The organism is Vibrio splendidus (genome assembly GCF_024347615.1).
Classification (GTDB): Bacteria; Pseudomonadota; Gammaproteobacteria; order Enterobacterales; family Vibrionaceae; genus Vibrio; species Vibrio splendidus.
On sequence record NZ_AP025508.1, the window covers coordinates 1,986,299 to 2,005,982 of the forward strand.

Here is a 19,684-nt window from a genome sequence, read left to right on the forward strand (position 1 = left end):
GCTTTAGTTCGTTAGTTGAGTAGGAGTATCAATTGGGAAGTTCATGCGACCTTGCACTAACCATTCAGAATCATGCGGAGAAAGCTCGATAAACCATGGACCTTGCATTTCATGGTCCAGAGTCAACGTGTAGTTACCGCTCGCATCAGCGGTCAGTAGCTGAGTAAAATCACGGTCAGGGAGCGTTCGGTGCACGAACATAGCGCTAATAGCAGGGAAGTGGTCTAGCTTGCCTTTGTCTAGGGTAATGATAACTGAGTTACCTTTCTCGCTAACTGAAGCTGATAGGCCAAGCTTTTTAGCAACGTTTACTTTTGAAATGTCGACATTAATACCTTTACCTTTTTTATAGTAATCTTCAGTGACAACGTTAACTGAATGGTTGGTAAGTATCGCGACTCGAACCAATGTTAGCATAGAAACGCCAACGGTTAGGAAGATCAAAAACCACGGCCAAAACTGCTTATACCAAGGTTGTACCATATTATTATTCTCAATATATCCAATGAAATAAAACTAATTTTTACAAACACTTAAGGTTATAACTGTAAAAGAAAGACAGCCCCTTAAGAAGGGGCTGTTATTATTATGTTACTCTTTATCTGAGTTGCTGAGGCTCCAGACGTAGGCAGCTACGAGCTGTACCTTATCCTCACCGAGGATGTCCTTCCAAGCCGGCATTACACCAGAACGACCGTTCATTACTGTTTCAGTTACATCAGCACGAGAATCGCCAAACAACCAATCGCGGTCTGTTAGGTCAGGAGCACCAACAGCAGGGTTACCCTTACCATCTGTACCATGACACGCAGCACACACTACGAAACGTGCTTTACCAGCTTCTGCTTCACGTACGTTCACGCTACGACCAGAAAGGCTAAGAGTGTAGCTAACCACTTCTTTAACGCCTTCTTCGCCAAGTGCATCTTTCCACGCTGGCATTTGACCGACACGACCATGCATGATGGTAGTAACGATCGCTTGTGGTTCACCGCCATATAGCCATGCATCATCAGTCAAGTTAGGGAAGCCCTTTTGACCACGAGCATCAGAACCATGACACTGAGAACAGTTTTGCAGGAACAAGCGTTGACCAACTTTGATTGCGTCAGCATCTGATGCAATGTCAGGAACAGAACGAAGACCGTTCTCATCATGAGCTAGCTTCTTGAATGCTTCGCCAAAGTAAGTGTTCGCGTCATCAAGCTCTTTTGCGTACTCATCTAACTGTTTGTTAGCTTGAGCTGCAGCGATTGCAGAGCGAGACTCTTCTACGCTACGAACTGTTTGGTTTGAACTCGTCCAACCTAGTAGACCTTTAAAGTTGCCAAGGCCTGGGTATAGAGCAAGATAAACAGCTGCAAACACAATTGTGCTAACGAAAAGGTATGTCCACCATTTAGGTAGTGGGTTATTAAGCTCACGAATACCATCGTATTCATGGCCCATGTCATGACCTTCTTCTACACCTGTTTTATCGTTGGAACACCAACGAAGTAAGGCTGCACAGCCAATCAGCGTACCGATTGTGATGACTGTTACCCAAATACTCCAGAATGTACTCATTACTTCGTCACTCCTTGATTTTTATCTTTCGCAGGTGCTTCATCAGCGAACACTAGGTTTGCATCTTCGTCGAAGCGCGACTTACGATTTTTACCGAAAGCCCACCAAACGATGCCGATGAAACAAGCAAAAACAGTAACAGTCCAAACACTTTGAAATGTAATAATGTCCATAATTATTCCTTATTTCATTGCGTGGCCAAGCGATTGAAGGTAAGCGATGATTGCATCCATCTCTGTTTTTCCTTCAACATCTTGTTTAGCGTTAGCAATTTGTTCGTCTGTGTAAGGAACACCAAATTGATTACGGAAGATTTCAAGCTTCTGCTTAGTCAATTTGCCATCAAGTACATTCTCAGCAAGCCATGGGAAACCAGGCATGTTTGATTCAGGAACAAGTTCGCGAGGGTCGAGAAGGTGAACACGGTGCCACTCATCAGAGTAACGATCACCAACACGCGCTAGATCTGGGCCAGTACGCTTAGAACCCCATAGGAATGGATGTTCCCAAACACTTTCGCCAGCTACAGAGTAGTGACCGTAACGTTCAGTTTCAGAGCGGAAAGGACGAATCATTTGGCTGTGACATACGTTACAACCTTCACGAATGTAAATATCACGACCTTCCATTTCCAGAGCAGAGTAAACGCGTAGGTTTTCTACAGGTTCAGTCGTTTGCTTTTGGAAAATAAGCGGGGTGATTTCTACTAAAGCACCAAAGCTGATTGCGATAACAATTAAGATCGCGAGTAGACCAACGTTTTTCTCGACCAACTCATGGCGATTATTTGAATTTGAGCTCATTCTAAATCTCCTTAAGCCGGTTGAGGGATAGCTTTAAGGCTATCTTTAGGTGCAGAAACAGTTTTGTACGTGTTGTATGCCAGTAAGAACATACCAGATAGGAAGATAAGACCACCTAAGAAACGTACAAAGTAGAACGGGTAAGAAGCTTCTACAGACTCTACGAAGCTGTAAGTCAATGTACCGTCAGAGTTAACTGCGCGCCACATCAGACCTTGCATCACACCAGAAATCCACATTGCAACAATGTAGAAAACCGTACCAATCGTTGCTAACCAGAAGTGAACATTGATTAGGGATACAGAGTACATACGCTCTTGACCAAATAGTTTAGGAACTAAGTGGTAAACCGAACCGATAGAAACCATAGCAACCCAACCTAACGCACCAGAGTGAACGTGACCGATAGTCCAGTCCGTGTAGTGAGATAGCGCGTTAACCGTTTTAATTGCCATCATAGGGCCTTCGAAAGTCGACATGCCGTAGAATGATAGAGAAACGATAAGGAAACGTAGGATTGGGTCGTAACGTAGCTTATGCCACGCACCAGATAGAGTCATAATACCGTTGATCATGCCACCCCAAGATGGAGCAAACAGAACCAAAGACATAACCATACCTAGAGACTGAGTCCAGTCTGGAAGTGCAGTGTAGTGTAGGTGGTGAGGACCAGCCCAGATATACAGTGACACAAGAGCCCAGAAGTGAACAATCGACAAACGGTAAGAGTAAACAGGGCGACCAGCTTGTTTAGGAACGAAGTAATACATCATACCTAGGAAACCAGCTGTCAATAGGAAGCCTACCGCATTGTGTCCGTACCACCATTGCACCATTGCATCAATTGCACCTGCATAAATCGAGTAAGATTCAAACGCAGATACAGGAACAGCTAAGCTGTTAACGATGTGCAACACGGCAACCGTGATGATGAAGGCTCCGAAGAACCAGTTTGCTACATAAATGTGCGATGTCCTACGTTTAATCATGGTTCCAAAGAACACGACTGCGTAAGCTACCCACACAAGAGTAATAGCAATATCGATTGGCCATTCAAGTTCTGCATATTCTTTACCAGAGGTTAAACCTAACGGTAAAGTAATTGCAGCGGACAGGATAATCGCTTGCCAACCCCAAAAGGTAAAGGCTACGAGAGGGCCACCAAAGAGACGCGTCTGACAGGTACGTTGCACAACATAATATGATGTTGCAAACAGCGCACTTGTACCGAACGCAAAAATAACCGCATTAGTATGCAGGGGACGTAAACGACTGTACGTCAACCACGGCGTATCAAAGTTTAGCTGTGGCCAAACTAATTGAGCGGCAATCAAAACACCAACGCCCATACCGACAATACCCCACAAAATTGTAACGAGGGTAAATTGACGGACGACCGTATAGTTGTAGTTTTGTTCAAGCTGCTTTTCTTGGCTCATTTGCATGCTTCCAATTTCTTATTTACTACACTTTACTTCCAACACGACTCACGTCGTAATGCCACCCAAATTAGAAAAGGAAATTCAGCCTATTCAGGGCTTTATTTCCACTTGCTGATTTTGAAAAAAAGTGGCATTTTCAACGCGACACTATACTTGAATTAACAAATCAATGACAGAGTAGTAACCTTACGCTTGGTCTGGAATTGGATTTTTATTTAAAAACTTTGAACTTTGTAACAAGGAGTAAAGATTATAATGGCGGCACAAAAGCTAACAAAAGGCAGGCTTGTTCAAATTATCGTCATGTTGGTTGTTTTAATAGCGGCATTTACTTGGAGAACAGTAACATACGACAATAACGAAACAGTAAGCTGTATAATTTCAAAACCGTGTGAATTTGGTATTGATAATCATAATGTTTTAATTTCGGGCGATAGTTCAGGGTATTCAATCGAAACATCTAAAACTGGCAAATTTATCATTAGCTACAATGAGAGCGGAATTCTAGAAGAAAAAGGGCCTTCGAATTGGCTGTTACAAACTAATGATAAGACCTCCTCAATAACAGTTACATTTCCACAACAGATAAGCACGTTTTCCGTAAACCTTTCTAAAGAGTAATAGAGGGAAAACTGAGTCACGCCTCGGTTCTTTTGATAGAAATATGTACCAAATCAGTGAAACACCATGCATTAAAGTGTTATAAAGAGGACATTAATAAAGTTTCCCGGAATCTATGAAATTTCTATCAAAAGTCTCTTATTCCCTAGACGATAAAATCGCAGTAGATGAGTTGCTCAATGGGGTAGAAAACCCTGACGATATTGCCTGTCTTATTTGCTACTGCACAGAAGAGTACTCAACACTCGCTGTGCAGAGATATTTCGTAGATGCTCTCCCTAACACCCCAATACATGGCTGCACCACTTGTCACGGCATTATGACCGAAACTGGGTTCCACTCCGGCCCAGTGATAGGCGTACTCATCATCTATGACTCCGGGATCAACGCCTATGGTACGGGTATCGAGCACTTTAGCGACTCCATAAACCAAAGCACCTTCAGCGCCATCGATAAAGCACTTAAGAACGCCAACCGAGAAGGTGAAATCCCTGATCTTATCTTACTGCATTCCACTCCTGGCAATGAAGAGAAGGTCATGGCGGCTATCGATAAGAAGTTTGGTACTGAGGTACCTGTTATTGGTGGCAGCGCGGCGGACAATCAGGTTTCTGGAAACTGGAGTATCTTTACCGAAGAGTCACTCTCTATCAATGGCGTGTCTTTAACTGTGGTATTTGCTTCTCAGTCCATCTATTCGTCTTTTAGTGCAGGCCATACGCCCACTCGCTATTCTGGGACCGTGACTAAAGTAAGAAACCGAATATTGTTGGAGATTGACCATAGACCAGCCGTCACCGTTTATAACGAATGGACCAATTTCCATCTAGGTGGTAGTGATGATGGCTATATATTCGAAAAGTCGTCCGTGTATCCGCTAGGGCGAAAAGTTGGCTCTTCATACGACTACCCATATTTCAAATTGTCCCACTCAATCAGAGAAACAGAGTGCAATGGAATCGAGCTGTTCACAGATATCAGTGAAGGCGACACCATTTATTTGATGCAGGGTTCTAAACAGCAATTGATAAGCCGTGCCGCTAATATTATTCACTCTTCTTACTACAACGACATGGATTTAGAAGAGAAACTAGGTGCGATCAACATCTTCTGTGCAGGTCCAATGTTGAACCTTAAGCAAGATATGGACGAAGTATGCGATCAAATAAATCAAGCACTTAACGGACTCCCATACATATGCCCATTCACCTTTGGTGAACAAGGAAGGTTATCTGGCGGTGAGAGTGCGCACGGAAATTTAATGGTATCGTCTGCAACGTTTTATAGGTTGAAAAAATAATGGGCTCTGAAGGTCAAGAAGCGCTGCAAGAAGCACGTATTGAACTGCAAAAACTAAAAGCCCGTGAGCGAAAACTGGCTGAAGAGAACAGGGTGATCTTATCAACCATCTCTGCGATCAGTAAGGCAAGTAACATATCTGAGATATTTTATAGTCTTGAATTTGTGCTCAAAAAATACATTAAGTTTGATGACTTTATCGTAATATCTAGGGTAGGGAACGAAGGCAATTTCAAAACCCTACTAACCAATAACAAAGTCTTCGAACAAATGAATTGGAGTGATTGTGGCAAGCTATCTCGAGTGATCAATGGAGAATGCACCATCCTTTTTGAACCCAAGTCTCTGGGTGAATTCAATTCCTTACATCCTATTATCCTCGATCAAATCAACTCTGTTCTAATTACTGGTATCGATAGCGGGCTAACACAATCCGTCATCATCTTTATCCACTCCAATACCAAGCACTTTAGTGTTGAAACCAAAGCAACCCTAAACCGCTTTAGACCACTGATTGAGCGTGCTGTTTTCGATATTGAAAACAAAGAAAAGCTCGAAGCAACGGTTCGAGAACGAACAGCAGAACTCGTCACAGCAAGGAAAGATGCAGAGAGAGCCAACAAGGCCAAGTCTGAATTCTTAGCAATGATGAGTCATGAGTTAAGAACCCCGTTAAATGCCATCATTGGCTTAATAGACACGCTGAAATCCACACCTCTGAACGACGAACAACAGTCTATACTGCTTAATATGAGCACATCATCTGAGCTTTTATTGGCAATTATCAGTGACGTATTGGATTTTTCTAAGATTGAATCTGGATGTTTCTCACTAGCACCTCAATGGAGCAACGTAAGAGACACTGTAACGTTTGTATTGTCTGAACAAAAGAAGACAGCAGACTATAAAGGATTGGCGCTAACGGTAACCAGCGATATCCCTGAAGGTGAACTTCATTACATCGACCCAAGTCGCTTGGCACAAATCCTATTTAATTTGATCGGTAACGCGATCAAGTTCACTGAACGCGGGCATGTTCATGTTTCTATCAAATACCTGCAGAGCTCATTCTATATAACTGTAGAAGACACCGGGATTGGCATTAGCCCACAACAACTTTCGTCGCTATTCAGTCCATTTGTGCAAGCTGATAGTACAATCACACGCAGATTTGGTGGTACCGGTTTAGGCTTGGCGATAACCAAACGACTGGTAGAATTGATGCGAGGACGCATATCTGTAGAAAGTGAGCCAGGTAAAGGATCTAAATTCGAAGTACAGTTACCAGTGCTTACCAGAGTCACGAACAATCTAGCTCACTGTGAAGAAGACAAATCTTCAAGAGAACTCAGAAGCCGCTATTCAGTTTTAGTTGTCGAAGACAATCCTACAAATCAAATGGTGATTAAATTGATTCTAACGCGACAAGGCCACGAAGTTTTTATCGCAAGTAACGGTGAAGAAGCCATTGGCTTTGTTGAAAGAGGAAACGACTCGATAGACATTATCTTGATGGATGTGTCGATGCCAGTAATGGATGGCCTAACGACAACTAAATACATGAGAGACGCGAACATCAAAACGCCAATCGTCGCGCTAACAGCACACACATCACTGGAAGATAAATATTCGTGCTTAGATGTAGGCATGAATGATTTCGTTACCAAACCAGTAAGAACCAAAGAGATCACAGAGGCTATTGATCGATTAATGCTTGAAATCTAATAAACGTATTCTTAATCGAAGATTAGGATATATGTTTATTAGGTATTTTATGGTAAATAGCCTTACTGTTAAATAGAACGCCAATTTGGTAGATAAACAAGAGGCAGGGCATCACACAAAGATACCTGCCTTATAAACGCTAAAACCAATTTAACATAATATACATAATACGCAGTGGGATTGTTAGAGCAATTTAGTAATGTCCGGTTTGAGCCATTTTAAAATGTCCTCCTAAGCTTACCTATATTGGTCTGCTTAGGAGTTATCCGGATGCTTATTACTATGAGTGAAAAAGATATTCAGCGATTCAAGGTGCTTACTGACGTACGTGAAAAACGACTACGCCAAGTTGACGCTGCTGTCATTTTGAATCTGTCTGCGCGTCATATCCGACGTTTGGTGAACAAACTTGTCTCTCTTGGAGCTCAAAGTCTTACACACGCAGCGCGTGGACGCCCAAGTAATCGACGCTACTCAGAACATTTCAGAATTGAAATACTGAAACTTATCCATGAGCATAACTCTGACTTCTCACCAACGTTCGCTCTGGAAAAACTGACTGAACGACACAATCTATCCGTCTCTAAAGAAACACTTCGTCAATGGATGATCGCCGACGGACTGTGGCTTCCACATTTACAACTCAAACCTCGGGTCTATCAGCCTCGTTACCGTCGTGATTGCTTCGGTGAACTTATCCAAATTGACGGCTCCCATCATGACTGGTTTGAGGGCCGTAGCGACAAATGCTGCCTATTGGTGTTCATTGATGAAAGATTTAGTGAGACAGAATCTGCATTTGTAGACTGAAAAGACTTGGTTACTCTTTTTCGCATAGATATAGCTATGCCAATCCGAACCACTATCTTTGATTTACTTGATGCTCAACAGTCATTATTGCCAGACGTTTCCATTCAAAACGTACTTCTATAAACAGCTTGGTTGACAATAAGTTACAGTTCAACACAAAGTACTACTGTCTGGACTGTAGTACTTTGTCTCACAACTGCGACAATGACACTTCTATTATCAACAAGTCTTTAAAATTAGATATTTAGACTATTTTTCAATTAGTTAGAGTACCTGCTGTTTGTTAACATATTCTGGAATTGAATAACTTACTATCTTAGAAGGCTTTACATGAAAATCAGTACAATCGCCCTATCGCTATTCACCGCTTTTTTTGGCATCAGTTCGCAGGCGCTTGCTAGTGAAACCGAAAACTCACCTAGAGATCATGGTCATTTTTATGCTGGTGTTGATATCGGCTTTTATAATGAAACTGAATTAGAATATCGTGGCAGCGCCATTGAAGATTCATCTGACCTATCAGACTTTAGCTATAACTTGGTTGGAGGCTACGAATTCAATACACACGATGTCGTCAAACTGGGACTAGAGGCCGAGTACCGAAAAATCGGAAAAGTTAGCTATAGCGACTTAATGGATATTGAAGGCCAAGCTTTCTTCGTAAACATTAAACCAAAGTTTATTGTTCAAGGTGACGTCTTAGATCTGTATGTATCTCTATTAGCAGGTGTTGGCTCTATGGATATGGAAGCGAAAGCTTTTGGAGTCTCAGGTTCTAAGTCTGAAGCAGCCTACCAAGTTGGTGCTGAACTTGGTGCGATAGTGACAGACAACATCGACATCCATATTGGTTACCGCTATGTAAACGTTGAAATAGAATCCATCGACGTGTCAACCCAAACCGCTTACTTAGGTGCAAGGTACCACTTCTAAACTTGATTCACTCGAAGGCTCAATACAATTAAAGCCGTCCTTTTAAAGTTCGGCTTTAATCTTGGTCACCTATTTACCCTTTCCCTGCTCAACCTCTACTTTAACAAGACAATTCAACCATAAATAAAGTTACGTTGTATCTTTCTAAAAAGCTACAACTTGAAAGCTTAGCCTTTATGCAAAATAAACCACTTAAACCGGTCACTATTTCGTGTTTAAATTTTGATCTATCAAACAGTTGTGCCAATAAATTTGGTGATTGAGCAATCAAATGCTATGCATTCGGGTATGAGTTATGAATTAAAGTGTTAACATCAAGCAATGTTGTAAACTAGGTGTTTGATATGTTGCCTAAACTTTATAAGTTCAGATCTCTCCACGACAGAAACATACAATCTATTGCCGAATGTTCGTTATGGTTTGATTACGCTAAGACCTTTAATAACCCATTTGAGTCTAACCATCTGCTCGACAAAGAACTTCAGAACGATTTCAAGGTTGTGTGCTTTTCTCAGTCAAGTAACCACCCAATACTATGGTCTCAGTATGGCGACAACTTTAAAGGCATGTGCATCGAGTATGATCTCAATTGTTATAATGGTGAGGCCAAGCTCAATTGCTTTGGAGTCCAGTATGAAGACGACCCAAACATGTTCCACTTAGAATCGTTGAATGAATTCCAAACATCTGAATTGGATGTAGAAATATTTAAGATCAAGCATTCTAATTGGCGCTACGAAAAGGAATATCGCTGGGTGTTGCCTGATGAGGAGATGCTCGGCAATAAGCTGTACCTTAATAGAGAATGCCTAAGTTCTGTGATCCTCTCTGAACACGCTCCTGCCGACAGGAAGCTTAAAGTTCTGATGACTTGCCAACGCCTTGGTATTCCCGTTAAACACGCAACAGCAAAACAAGAGTCGTTTACATTCGAAGTGGTCAGCTAAAATAACACAACCAACTGATTATTATTGAAAAACTAGCAAGTCATCAGAAGTTGCAGTGTAATAAAAAGGGAGCCACATTTAATGTGGCTCCCTTTTTATTTACATGTTCGTCGTCAGTTGTCCAGGCACTCTAGCCTGCATTTGTTCAATTGTCGTTATAGACATTTGAACTGTGGAAAACCAATAAGGGCGATGCTTAACGTTAAACAATTCGCTGTTATCCAACGCTTCGAAAATAGAAAACTTTCGACCTTGGGCGAGAGCCGCGCCATAAACTGTTCGCTCAAGCACGGGGATATCATTCACTTCCTCTAGAAGCGCCCTCTTAATGAACAGATTACTTGGGCTCCAATCTACAAATTCAACGAGATTTTTAAGTAGCTTAAGCTCCAATTTCTCTACCATTACTTCGAGAAACTGTGTGTTTGGTATCACCTCTGTACAAGCATAATATTCATCATGCTTGTCACTTGCTTCACGATAGCCAAGCATCGTTTTTACCAATGCATCTTCAAAAGTTGAAGAAAAGTGGTTACAAATCAAGAATAAAGGCAGAACTCTCAAAACACCAAGTAGAATACCGACGTTAGGATCTTTTACCGACGTTTCTTGAAGTCGAATTCGAGTCGCATTTGAAGTCACTACCAGATGCTGCCAAACCTTAGGCGAGATGTGTTTGATGTTGCCATCACTCCATTTAATAAGCTGCTGGCTCATCAGCAATGGAAACAACAAACGACAGTTCTCGATACCGATTTGGCGCGCTGCAACTTTAGGATCGAGAATTACCTTGGATTTTTTACCGTACTTTTCAGTGAACTCACGATTGGAAACAAACTCGATTAAGCTTGAACTCAATGCACTACTTTTAGCTGATATTTCATGAAGCTTAGAAAAGTTTAAGGATGGCGAATAGCCAACATTAGCGAACTGGTTGTAGTCTGGTAGCTCTGAAAACAATGTGCTTATTAAAGTCCCTTGAAGCTTCTCAAGCATAAGCTCCGAGGCTGCATTACTTACATCATCGACCACGTAACGCAGTGTTTGTTGCTTCGCGACGACTTTCTCACGATGAGCGTTAACTCTATCTTGTTCACAACGCAATAAAATACGTTGATTGTGAGATATGCGGTCAGATTCATCAAAAATAACGCTATCACAGTATCTATTTTCCAAACTCAGTAATGTATCTACCGTAGATTGTTCGAGTTTATACTCCGGAGAGATCAGCCACCGATTAAAGCGAGCCTCAACATTGATTGAGACTTTTCTAGATATCTCAATCACTTCAGGGGGGTAATTTTTATGTGCTAACAACAACAGTGACTTTCCTTTGCCCTAAATGCTCTTTTGTCGGCATATCCTGCCTTTATAATAAAACTAATATTAATAGAAATTAGAGATTGGTTCACGTAATTGTTTCAATAAAATTAAGGTTATTTAGTTATAGTGCATGACATCGGATTATTATGTGATATGGAGGCGGATGTACTTTTCAGGAAAGCTGTATTTGAACTTTTTCTTCCTCGGTAAGTGCTTTTTAGCTTGTTTGCATGCTTTGCTATCGCCAGATGCCCTAACCTTTTTAATTCTGGCATAACCTTTAAAGTGCTTCATTTCTATCATCAGGTCGCAATAGCCATCAAAATCAATATTACTCTTATTGAGCCCTTCCAGCACTGTGGCTTTGATTTTTTTGGCTACGGGGTTAACCAATGCATCGTCGGCAAAAACGAATGGGGATAAAAAACACGACAAGAATATTAGATATCTCATACTGCTCTCTCTTTATTGGGGGTGAGAACAGTATGCTTACAGTTAAGGGAGATGACGAATTAACTAAGTATGACGTTTTACCAGATAACGCGTAATTCTCGACAATTACGCTTTCTTTGAACCTTTGGATTTAAATCCATTATGCGGAAAAACGTTACGAATACGTTGTTGAACGCTTTTAGGTACATCTTTAGTAAATTTGAGATTGTAACCAGAGCGCTTCGCATACACTTTCAACTCACCCTTGAAGGAATTATTGTGGCCAATTTCTTGAAGGTTGTGCTTAAAGCTCGGTGGAAGATGACCTTTAACTTGTTCGATCGCCCCGTCACTAAATTTGATTTTCAATACCGGCCGATCAACTGCGACTAACCAAAAAACCAACGCTGCACCAATTAAGATTACATACATCATAATGTCACCACTACTGTTGACGGTTATTTATCGTCAGAAAGGAGCTTACTCAAATCTTCTTTAAGGCTAGTAACTGTCTTGCTGGCCTGCTCACTTCGAGACGCTTCGCTAACCAAATACTCTATCGCATCAGATAACGTACAACCGAGTTCGTTTGCTCGTTGAGATAACTTCTCCCAGACTCGATAATCAAGATCGATAGACTTCTTTTTAGTATGAACTTGCTCAGCGTTGAAATGGCGCTTACGTTTGGCTCTGATCGCTTGCTTGAGTTTGTTATCAAGCTCAGGCGACATGTTATTTGAGATCCACTCAAGAACCCCTGTAGGTTGGTGTTCTAGCTCCAACAAAGCTTTCACGGCAACATCAGCTTCACTTGAATCTATATGGCAAGTGATCGAATCACCTTCTTTCCATTTTTTTACCAAGTAGTTCCATTTCCAACCACATTCTAAATTTTCAAGCTGCTGATATTTCATGTCTAATCTCGAGAGTTAACCTAGTGACAGCGTAACCCATAATAGGTCACTTAACAATTATTGTCTTGAAAGAATAGACCAAGATCATACTTATATTAGCTTAGTGTTTAGTAACTACAACATAGACCTATATGAGTCCTCGGTTTTTCTATATACTCCCTACCTTATTATCATAATCAGACATTTAAATGACTCAAGTAGATTGGCGACATGTAACGCCTCAGTACGATGAATATAGCGCTCAACTAGAGCAATTCCCTGACATCTCTCCTTTCACATTCTCAGATATTCAACATAGATTTAGAGATGCGCTAACCCGTTTTGTACGCCTATCCAATCTTTCACGAGTTCTACTTGTTAATGCGCCTGACAACTCAATCTATCGTCAACTTATCGTTGAATCTTTGACGACAGAATTAAAAGACGATGCTCAGCCTGTTATAAAAACCGAATCTTTAAATGCAGCCACTTTATTTGACCAAGTTCAGTCTAAAAATGGTGAAATTGTAGCGACAAAGCCAGGTCTACTTTCTAGAGCGAACAATGGTTACCTCGTTGTCTCAGCGAATCTGATCCTTGCAAATCCAGGAAGTTGGTTGTTATTGAAATCCGCACTTCTCGGTGAAGCAGTCGAACCAATTAGCAGTTTTCCAGAGCATCTAAATCAAACGCCTATCGCTGCACTGACATACAACATTAAGTTGATTGTTGTCGGAGACCGCGCTCAACTTGGTGATCTGGACTATCTAGATGGCGATATTCAAACAGGGTTTTGTCTATTCAGTGAAATAGAACAAGATATCAAGCTTTCACACGATACTTTGACCCAATATCTTGGGTATCTAAGATGGCTTCAGCAACGTTATAACCTCCCATACATTACGCAACAGGCACTAATTGGGATTCTTACCGCTGGCGCGCGTGAGACTGAAGATCAGAGCTATATCCCTTTATGCCCTATTTGGCACAATGCGCTATTGAGCGAAGCTTTAGTTGAAGCGGACAATGGTGACATTGATATTCACCATATTCAGCAAGCTCAACAACACAAATACAACCGCGAGTCTTACCTTCCTGAACGTGCTCTCGATGATATTCGAGATGGCCAAGTCATAATCGAAACTGAAGGTGAACAAGTAGGCCAAGTTAATGGCCTGACTGTTATCGATGTACCGGGGCACCCAATATCGTATGGTGAACCTGCACGAATTTCATGTGTTATTCACTTTGGTGATGGTGATATTGCAGATGTTGAGCGCAAAGCCGAACTTGGTGGTAATCTTCATGCGAAAGGCATGATGATCATGCAAGCATTTTTAAGTAGCTCGCTAAACTTAGAAGACCCGTTGCCATATGCTGCTTCTGTTGTGTTTGAGCAATCATACTGCGAAGTTGATGGCGATAGCGCTTCCCTTGCTGAGCTTTGCTCTCTGGTAAGTGCTTTGTCGGAATACCCTATCAATCAACAAATAGCGGTAACCGGTGCTGTCGACCAATTCGGCCGTGTACAAGCCGTTGGTGGGCTAAACGAGAAAATCGAAGGCTTCTACCATGTGTGTAAACACAACGGGCTAACTGGCGAACAAGGTGTGATCCTTCCAAGATCTAACTTAAGACACCTTGCTCTGAAGCCAGACCTAATTGAAAGCATCAAAAACAAAGAGTTCCATATCTGGTCTGTGTCTAATGTAGATGAAGCGATTCCTCTTATTATGAACGCACCATTTAGGGACGAAGAACAAGAAAGCGTTCTGAGTAAAATCGCGGAACGTATTGAAAACTTTGAAAGACATGAGCACCCTATTGGAATCGTTGGACGCATTAAAAACTGGTTTGTCTAGTACTGATCGGACTTGTTTAGCGTACACCTGTTCACTAATATGCACCTATCAAAAATCGGAGTAATTGATAATGCAAAACAAACGTGATTCTTACACTCGCGAAGATCTTCTAGCATCAAGCCAAGGCGAACTATGGCCAGAAGGTCCTCAACTACCAGCACCGAACATGTTGATGATGGATCGCATCACTAAAATGTCTGAGACTGAAGGTGATTTCGGTAAAGGTTTGATTCTTGCTGAACTGGATATTACTCCTGACCTATGGTTCTTCGACTGTCACTTCCCTGGCGACCCAGTAATGCCTGGTTGTCTAGGCCTTGATGCAATGTGGCAGCTTGTTGGCTTCTACCTTGGTTGGGTTGGCGGCAAAGGCAAAGGCCGTGCTCTAGGTGTTGGTGAAGTTAAATTCACTGGCCAAATCTTACCTACGGCTAAAAAAGTAACTTACGAAATTCACATGAAGCGTGTTGTTAACCGTCGCCTAGTAATGGGCCTTGCAGACGGTCGCGTTCTTGTTGACGGTAAAGAGATCTATGTTGCTAAAGATTTGAAAGTTGGTCTTTTCCAAGACACATCAGCATTCTAGTCTAATAGTTAGATTTTTAATAAAGCAGCCAATGGTTGCTTTATTTTCATTCCAATACATTTAGTTATAGTGCACTAAGATGTAGCTAAGTAACTTTCATCAATTATATGTCCACCAGCGAAACAATCTTAAATCACTTTCTAAGCAGCCAGTTCTCGGTTTATAAGGCCTTGTATGGTTCTCAGAAACTAACAAGGCTCCAGCTGTTATACCACATGGAGCCTTGACCTTTGAATATGTTCGCCCTATCTACTTATAGAGACCTGAATGCTTATCATCTTTGGCATCACGCCAACCACCTAACCAATACGATTTAGAATCCATTTGGCTATATGGGCAAGCTTCTTGTGACCTGCCATTTAAACCAGCTTTGTAACCTTGAGATTGTGCTCGTTCTAGGCGATCACGCTTTTGTCTCTTCATAGTGCAGTCCTCATACGGGTGTTCGTTTACTAGCATACAATGATTACAACTTCGTGGAGTTTTGTTGACTCCAACTTTAAGAATCGACCACTTTTGCACTTTTCTCAAGGCGAAAAAAAGCCCGAGTTCAGAATTGTGAACTCGGGCTCAAGAGATAAAATTATTTAAATTTTCTACGGAACCCTAACAGGCCAAGTACAGTCAAACCTAACCAACCTAGGCTACCGCCTTGACGATCAACTTTCTCCGTATCAGCGCTACGAGTTTGAATGTCAGCTTTAGTAGCTCCGGCAATTGGAATCAGCTTAACAGCTACTACTTCTTCTACCGCGTTAGATGCAGCGCCGCCACAATACGAGTTATGTGACGTTGTATCATATGCTTGTGTTGTTCCACCAACGGTACACTTGATAGCGGTGGCTGAGATCACACCTGCATCATTGATATCTGAAGCATCAATAATTCGGAACTTGTTGTTTTCTCCAGAAGCGTTACCATCATTTGTTAGATCATCTAACCACCAAGCTTTGCTCTCAAACAGCGCAATTCTTGATGCGTCAGTACCGGTCGCTTGATACGGGTAAATAAAACCTCTGTGTCTACGCTCACTACCATCTACTTCACGAGTCGTCTCAGCGTCAATTTGGCCGACAAACTCATTGAAGTTGTTGACGGCTTTAGCTTCGCCGCTCGAACCACCAAAGAAGATGCCACCAGACAAGTATGTCGCAGTCGGAGTTGACGCAGATGCATCAGATACAACGAAAATCTTGTTACCTGCACTACCACTTTCTGGCACATAACCGTTACGCTTAGAATAACCGACAGCGAACAAGTTATCGTTAATATCGGTCGCTACAGAGTTACTGTAAATCGCATCGTCATTAGATGACCCAGATTTAACCTCTGCACCACTAATTACTTTAGTAGTCCAAGTCGCCCCAGAAATATCCAGTGAATTACTCACAAAGACACTTGCATTCATGTCTTGTAAATCACCATTACCATCTACAGTATTATAGCCTACGCCATAAAAAATTGAATTTGACTCATCGATTGCAATTGATCGCATGCTACCTTGAGCAAAATAATCACCTTGTTGGGCGTTGCCACCTCTGACCCAGTCAATTTCTTTTGTTGTAGTACCATCCCAGATAGCCGCTTTTGAACTAAATGCCTTATCAGGTTCAGAAGTATCTGTCGGAACTTGCTCTACAGATACACTACCTACATTATAAACAGTACTGTTTGCAGTTATCGCTTTCCATGCTCGAGTTTCTGAAGTACCAGTAGGCGCAGCTGTCGTCGTAAACAACGCATTATTACGGATACCACCTTCAGATTTAACGCCAACAGGTTTAGCATCGTCATCTAGAGAATTGATTACCGTATTACGGCTTTCAAATGTCTCCCCTCCTTCAACGAATGCTCTCGCATTGACGTACGTAAGGTCATTCCTTTCCTTACTCCATGTATCGTTCCAACGATTTTGCGCCCAGCTTTCACACGTAGAGTATCGCAGCTCGCGTTTACAATAGTTTTCGAAATCATCGCGCTCTTGGATGTATTGAAATGGAGCATCCATTGCGAATGGTACTTCTTCACGATAACTTACAGCTTCCAGAGTATCGCGAGTTTCACCAGCCAATTTAAAGCTATCACATGCAATTCCACCAACCGTACCGGTCGTAAAACAACTTTCAGTTCCCGAAACCGTTGCTGGCTGAATCGCAACACCAAATATTTCAGATGCACCAGTAATAGAAGGCGTTACTTCAACTACCTTGTAAAGCGCAGCGTTGGCATTAGTTGCAGCCAAAACTAGGGCTGCAACTGTTGTTAATTTAAATTTAGTACAAGTCATTATTACTTCTTAACTTTCCTGTTGTAGTGCCTCGAGCTCTTCCCAGCGCTCAAAAGCAACTTCAAGCTCCTGCTCTGCTGCAGATAGCTTATCTAATACTGGTTGTGTCTGCTCTACAGGTTTTGAAAAGAAGCTTGGATCGTTGACTTCTTCCTGAAGAGTTTCAATTTGAGTTTCCAATTCTTCTAAACGCATTGGTAGCGCTTCAAGTTCTCGTTGTAGCTTATACGATAACTTCTTAGGTTTAGCTTTAACTGGCGCAGTTTTGGGAGTTTCCTCAACAACTTTGTCAGTCTTTGCTGGCTTTTCAACCTGACGATACTCAAGTGCTTGTGCTCTTTGTTTCTGAGCATCGTGGTAACCACCAACAAACTCTTCAACTACACCGTCACCTTCAAATATCCAACTCGTCATTACCGTATTATCAACGAACTGACGATCGTGGCTCACGAGAAGCAACGTACCCTCATAGTTGGCAAGCAAATCTTCTAAAAGTTCCAATGTTTCGATATCTAAATCATTGGTTGGCTCATCGAGAATCAACAAGTTATTCGATTTAAGGAAAATACGAGCCAATAACAATCGGTTTTTCTCGCCACCAGATAGTGCTTTAACAGGGGTACGTGCACGTTTAGGAGAGAACAAGAAATCTTGTAAGTAGCTCAGTGCATGACGCTCACGTCCGCCTACTGTTACTTCTTGCTTACCATCAGCCAGGTTATCAATCACCGACTTCTCAGGGTCTAGAATTTCACGGTATTGGTCGAAGTAAGCCACTTCCAGCTTAGTACCACAATGCAAACGACCTGAATCAGGTTTAAGTTGATCAAGAAGCAGTTTAAGAACTGTACTCTTACCACAACCATTTGGCCCGATAAGTGCGATACGGTCGCCACGCATGATGTTGAAGCTAAAGTCTGTAACGATCTCTTTGCCTTCAAATGCAAAGTTAAGGTTCTCAGCTTCAAATACGATTTTACCTGAACGTGCAGACGTATCGATTTGGATGTTCGCTTTACCCTGTACTTCACGACGATCTTGGCGCTCTTCACGAAGCTTTTTAAGAGCACGAACACGGCCTTCATTACGCGTACGACGCGCTTTGATGCCTTGACGAATCCAAACTTCTTCTTGCGCTAGCTTTTTGTCAAATTCTGCGTTTTGCATCTCTTCAACACGTAGTGCTTCTTCTTTCTCTAGCAAGTAGTTGTCGTAATCACCAGGGAAAGAACTTAGCTTGCCACGGTCAAGATCAACAATGCGTGTTGCCATTGATTTGATGAAAGCACGGTCATGCGAGATAAAGATGATTGAACCACGGAAGTCTTTTAGGAAAGCTTCTAACCATTCGATCGTTGCTACGTCTAAGTGGTTGGTAGGCTCATCAAGCAGTAATACGTCAGGGTCACATACAAGCGCACGTGCAAGTGCAGCTTTACGTTGCCAACCACCAGACAGTTCCGTCAGTTTGGTATTTGCTGTTAGTTTAAGAGCAGCAAGAACATTACTTACACGATCTTCAAAACGCCAAGCATTCGCATGATCTAATTTTTCTTGAACGCGAGTAAGACGGTTCAAATTCTTTTCGCTAGGATCTTCTGCAATCACATCAAGTAAGTTGTGGTATTCCTTAAGCAACTCACCTATCTCAGCTAAACCACCAGATACGTATTCGTAAACAGAACCTTGCTCATTACGCGGTGGATCTTGCTCTAGACGAGATACAACCACATCTTGTGTGATCTGCATCTTGCCGTCGTCCATGATGATGTTACCAGACAAGATCTTCATCAACGTTGATTTACCTGCACCATTACGGCCAACCAAACACACACGTTCGTTTTCTTGCAGTGCGAAATCCGCACCATCTAATAATGGGTGATCGCCAAACGCCAATTGCCCATTATGAATTGTAAGTAATGCCATTCTTCTTTAACCAATCGTTAAGTTCTAACAAGCCAAAAGGCCAGTTAAGCTCTGAGTGTTTAGACAAATCAGAGCTTTCAAATTTGAGTACCGGAATAGTGACCCCGTAACGGGAGAAGAGCTCATCATCCAATGCGATATCCACCACATTAATCTGATGACTTATATTCAGCTGTTCCGTGAGTTTGAATGCCATCTCACATAGATGGCACCCTTCTGTACTGTAGAG

At 42.0% G+C, this 19,684-nt stretch carries 20 protein-coding genes and 1 pseudogene; 8 read left to right on the plus strand and 13 right to left on the minus strand.

Going from position 1 to position 19,684, the window contains the following annotated elements; translation table 11 throughout:
* Positions 1 to 3 precede the first annotated feature (3 nt).
* The 5 genes from OCU90_RS09035 to ccoN form a co-directional block, all read right to left on the minus strand.
* Entirely contained in the window at positions 4 to 483 is a 480-nt protein-coding gene (locus tag OCU90_RS09035) for a FixH family protein (protein WP_004733683.1), read from the minus strand.
* A gap of 108 nt (positions 484 to 591) precedes the next feature.
* Complete coding sequence (gene ccoP, locus OCU90_RS09040; RefSeq protein ID WP_004733681.1) at positions 592 to 1,566, minus strand: cytochrome-c oxidase, cbb3-type subunit III; 975 nt, start codon at positions 1,564 to 1,566, stop codon at positions 592 to 594.
* Positions 1,566 to 1,739 carry a CcoQ/FixQ family Cbb3-type cytochrome c oxidase assembly chaperone gene (locus OCU90_RS09045; protein ID WP_004733679.1) on the minus strand — a complete coding sequence of 58 codons (174 nt, stop codon included), beginning with the start codon at positions 1,737 to 1,739 and terminating at the stop codon, positions 1,566 to 1,568. Before OCU90_RS09045 ends, ccoP begins: the two co-directional genes overlap by 1 nt.
* Positions 1,740 to 1,748: 9 nt before the next feature.
* The gene (gene ccoO / locus OCU90_RS09050) at positions 1,749 to 2,369 is read right to left on the minus strand and encodes a cytochrome-c oxidase, cbb3-type subunit II (RefSeq protein WP_004733677.1); all 621 of its coding nucleotides are present in this window, start codon (positions 2,367 to 2,369) and stop codon (positions 1,749 to 1,751) included.
* 11 nt (positions 2,370 to 2,380) lie between these two features.
* On the minus strand, positions 2,381 to 3,808 hold the full coding sequence (gene ccoN, locus OCU90_RS09055) for a cytochrome-c oxidase, cbb3-type subunit I (RefSeq protein WP_061024198.1): 1,428 nt from the start codon (positions 3,806 to 3,808) through the stop codon (positions 2,381 to 2,383).
* 258 nt (positions 3,809 to 4,066) lie between these two features.
* Between ccoN and OCU90_RS09060 the strand changes: the two genes are divergently transcribed.
* The 6 genes and pseudogenes from OCU90_RS09060 to OCU90_RS09085 all read left to right on the plus strand — a co-directional run bounded on the left by OCU90_RS09060 (position 4,067) and on the right by OCU90_RS09085 (position 10,146).
* A complete protein-coding gene (locus OCU90_RS09060) occupies positions 4,067 to 4,432 on the plus strand; it encodes a hypothetical protein (protein ID WP_061024200.1) in 366 nt (121 codons plus the stop codon).
* Between the two features lie 115 nt (positions 4,433 to 4,547).
* The gene (locus OCU90_RS09065; protein ID WP_004733673.1) at positions 4,548 to 5,732 is read left to right on the plus strand and encodes an FIST signal transduction protein; all 1,185 of its coding nucleotides are present in this window, start codon (positions 4,548 to 4,550) and stop codon (positions 5,730 to 5,732) included.
* Positions 5,732 to 7,456: an ATP-binding protein gene (locus tag OCU90_RS09070; protein WP_061024203.1), complete on the plus strand. Its 1,725-nt coding sequence runs from the start codon at positions 5,732 to 5,734 to the stop codon at positions 7,454 to 7,456. Before OCU90_RS09065 ends, OCU90_RS09070 begins: the two co-directional genes overlap by 1 nt.
* A gap of 282 nt (positions 7,457 to 7,738) precedes the next feature.
* Positions 7,739 to 8,257: pseudogene (locus OCU90_RS09075) on the plus strand (helix-turn-helix domain-containing protein); the annotation flags it as partial.
* Between the two features lie 339 nt (positions 8,258 to 8,596).
* Positions 8,597 to 9,199 (plus strand): porin family protein, encoded by a 603-nt coding sequence (locus tag OCU90_RS09080; protein ID WP_061024206.1) that lies wholly within the window; start codon positions 8,597 to 8,599, stop codon positions 9,197 to 9,199.
* Between the two features lie 344 nt (positions 9,200 to 9,543).
* A complete protein-coding gene (locus OCU90_RS09085) occupies positions 9,544 to 10,146 on the plus strand; it encodes a DUF2971 domain-containing protein (RefSeq protein ID WP_061024208.1) in 603 nt (200 codons plus the stop codon).
* A gap of 99 nt (positions 10,147 to 10,245) precedes the next feature.
* On the opposite strand, the gene OCU90_RS09090 is transcribed toward OCU90_RS09085, so the two are convergent.
* The 4 genes from OCU90_RS09090 to matP form a co-directional block, all read right to left on the minus strand.
* Complete coding sequence (locus OCU90_RS09090; protein ID WP_017088516.1) at positions 10,246 to 11,466, minus strand: hypothetical protein; 1,221 nt, start codon at positions 11,464 to 11,466, stop codon at positions 10,246 to 10,248.
* 147 nt (positions 11,467 to 11,613) lie between these two features.
* Positions 11,614 to 11,922 carry a hypothetical protein gene (locus OCU90_RS09095; RefSeq protein WP_061024210.1) on the minus strand — a complete coding sequence of 103 codons (309 nt, stop codon included), beginning with the start codon at positions 11,920 to 11,922 and terminating at the stop codon, positions 11,614 to 11,616.
* A gap of 105 nt (positions 11,923 to 12,027) precedes the next feature.
* On the minus strand, positions 12,028 to 12,336 hold the full coding sequence (locus OCU90_RS09100; RefSeq protein ID WP_017082208.1) for a DUF3634 family protein: 309 nt from the start codon (positions 12,334 to 12,336) through the stop codon (positions 12,028 to 12,030).
* A 23-nt stretch (positions 12,337 to 12,359) separates the two neighbouring features.
* The gene (gene matP / locus OCU90_RS09105; RefSeq protein WP_004733655.1) at positions 12,360 to 12,815 is read right to left on the minus strand and encodes a macrodomain Ter protein MatP; all 456 of its coding nucleotides are present in this window, start codon (positions 12,813 to 12,815) and stop codon (positions 12,360 to 12,362) included.
* A 188-nt stretch (positions 12,816 to 13,003) separates the two neighbouring features.
* Here matP and OCU90_RS09110 point away from each other — a divergent pair, with 188 nt between their 5' ends.
* Positions 13,004 to 14,656, plus strand: coding sequence for an AAA family ATPase (locus OCU90_RS09110; protein ID WP_054542642.1), 1,653 nt, complete (start codon positions 13,004 to 13,006; stop codon positions 14,654 to 14,656).
* A 70-nt stretch (positions 14,657 to 14,726) separates the two neighbouring features.
* Positions 14,727 to 15,242 (plus strand): bifunctional 3-hydroxydecanoyl-ACP dehydratase/trans-2-decenoyl-ACP isomerase, encoded by a 516-nt coding sequence (gene fabA, locus OCU90_RS09115; RefSeq protein ID WP_010440782.1) that lies wholly within the window; start codon positions 14,727 to 14,729, stop codon positions 15,240 to 15,242.
* Positions 15,243 to 15,491: 249 nt separating this feature from the next.
* On the opposite strand, the gene rmf is transcribed toward fabA, so the two are convergent.
* The 4 genes from rmf to OCU90_RS09135 form a co-directional block, all read right to left on the minus strand.
* A complete protein-coding gene (gene rmf / locus OCU90_RS09120) occupies positions 15,492 to 15,665 on the minus strand; it encodes a ribosome modulation factor (RefSeq protein WP_017074275.1) in 174 nt (57 codons plus the stop codon).
* Positions 15,666 to 15,825: 160 nt separating this feature from the next.
* A complete protein-coding gene (locus tag OCU90_RS09125; RefSeq protein WP_061024212.1) occupies positions 15,826 to 17,529 on the minus strand; it encodes a DUF3466 family protein in 1,704 nt (567 codons plus the stop codon).
* A gap of 9 nt (positions 17,530 to 17,538) precedes the next feature.
* Complete coding sequence (locus OCU90_RS09130; RefSeq protein WP_061024215.1) at positions 17,539 to 19,455, minus strand: ABC transporter ATP-binding protein; 1,917 nt, start codon at positions 19,453 to 19,455, stop codon at positions 17,539 to 17,541.
* On the minus strand, positions 19,433 to 19,651 hold the full coding sequence (locus OCU90_RS09135) for a glutaredoxin family protein (RefSeq protein WP_004733650.1): 219 nt from the start codon (positions 19,649 to 19,651) through the stop codon (positions 19,433 to 19,435). The genes OCU90_RS09130 and OCU90_RS09135 overlap by 23 nt, the downstream gene beginning before the upstream one ends.
* Between the last annotated feature and the right edge of the window lie 33 nt (positions 19,652 to 19,684).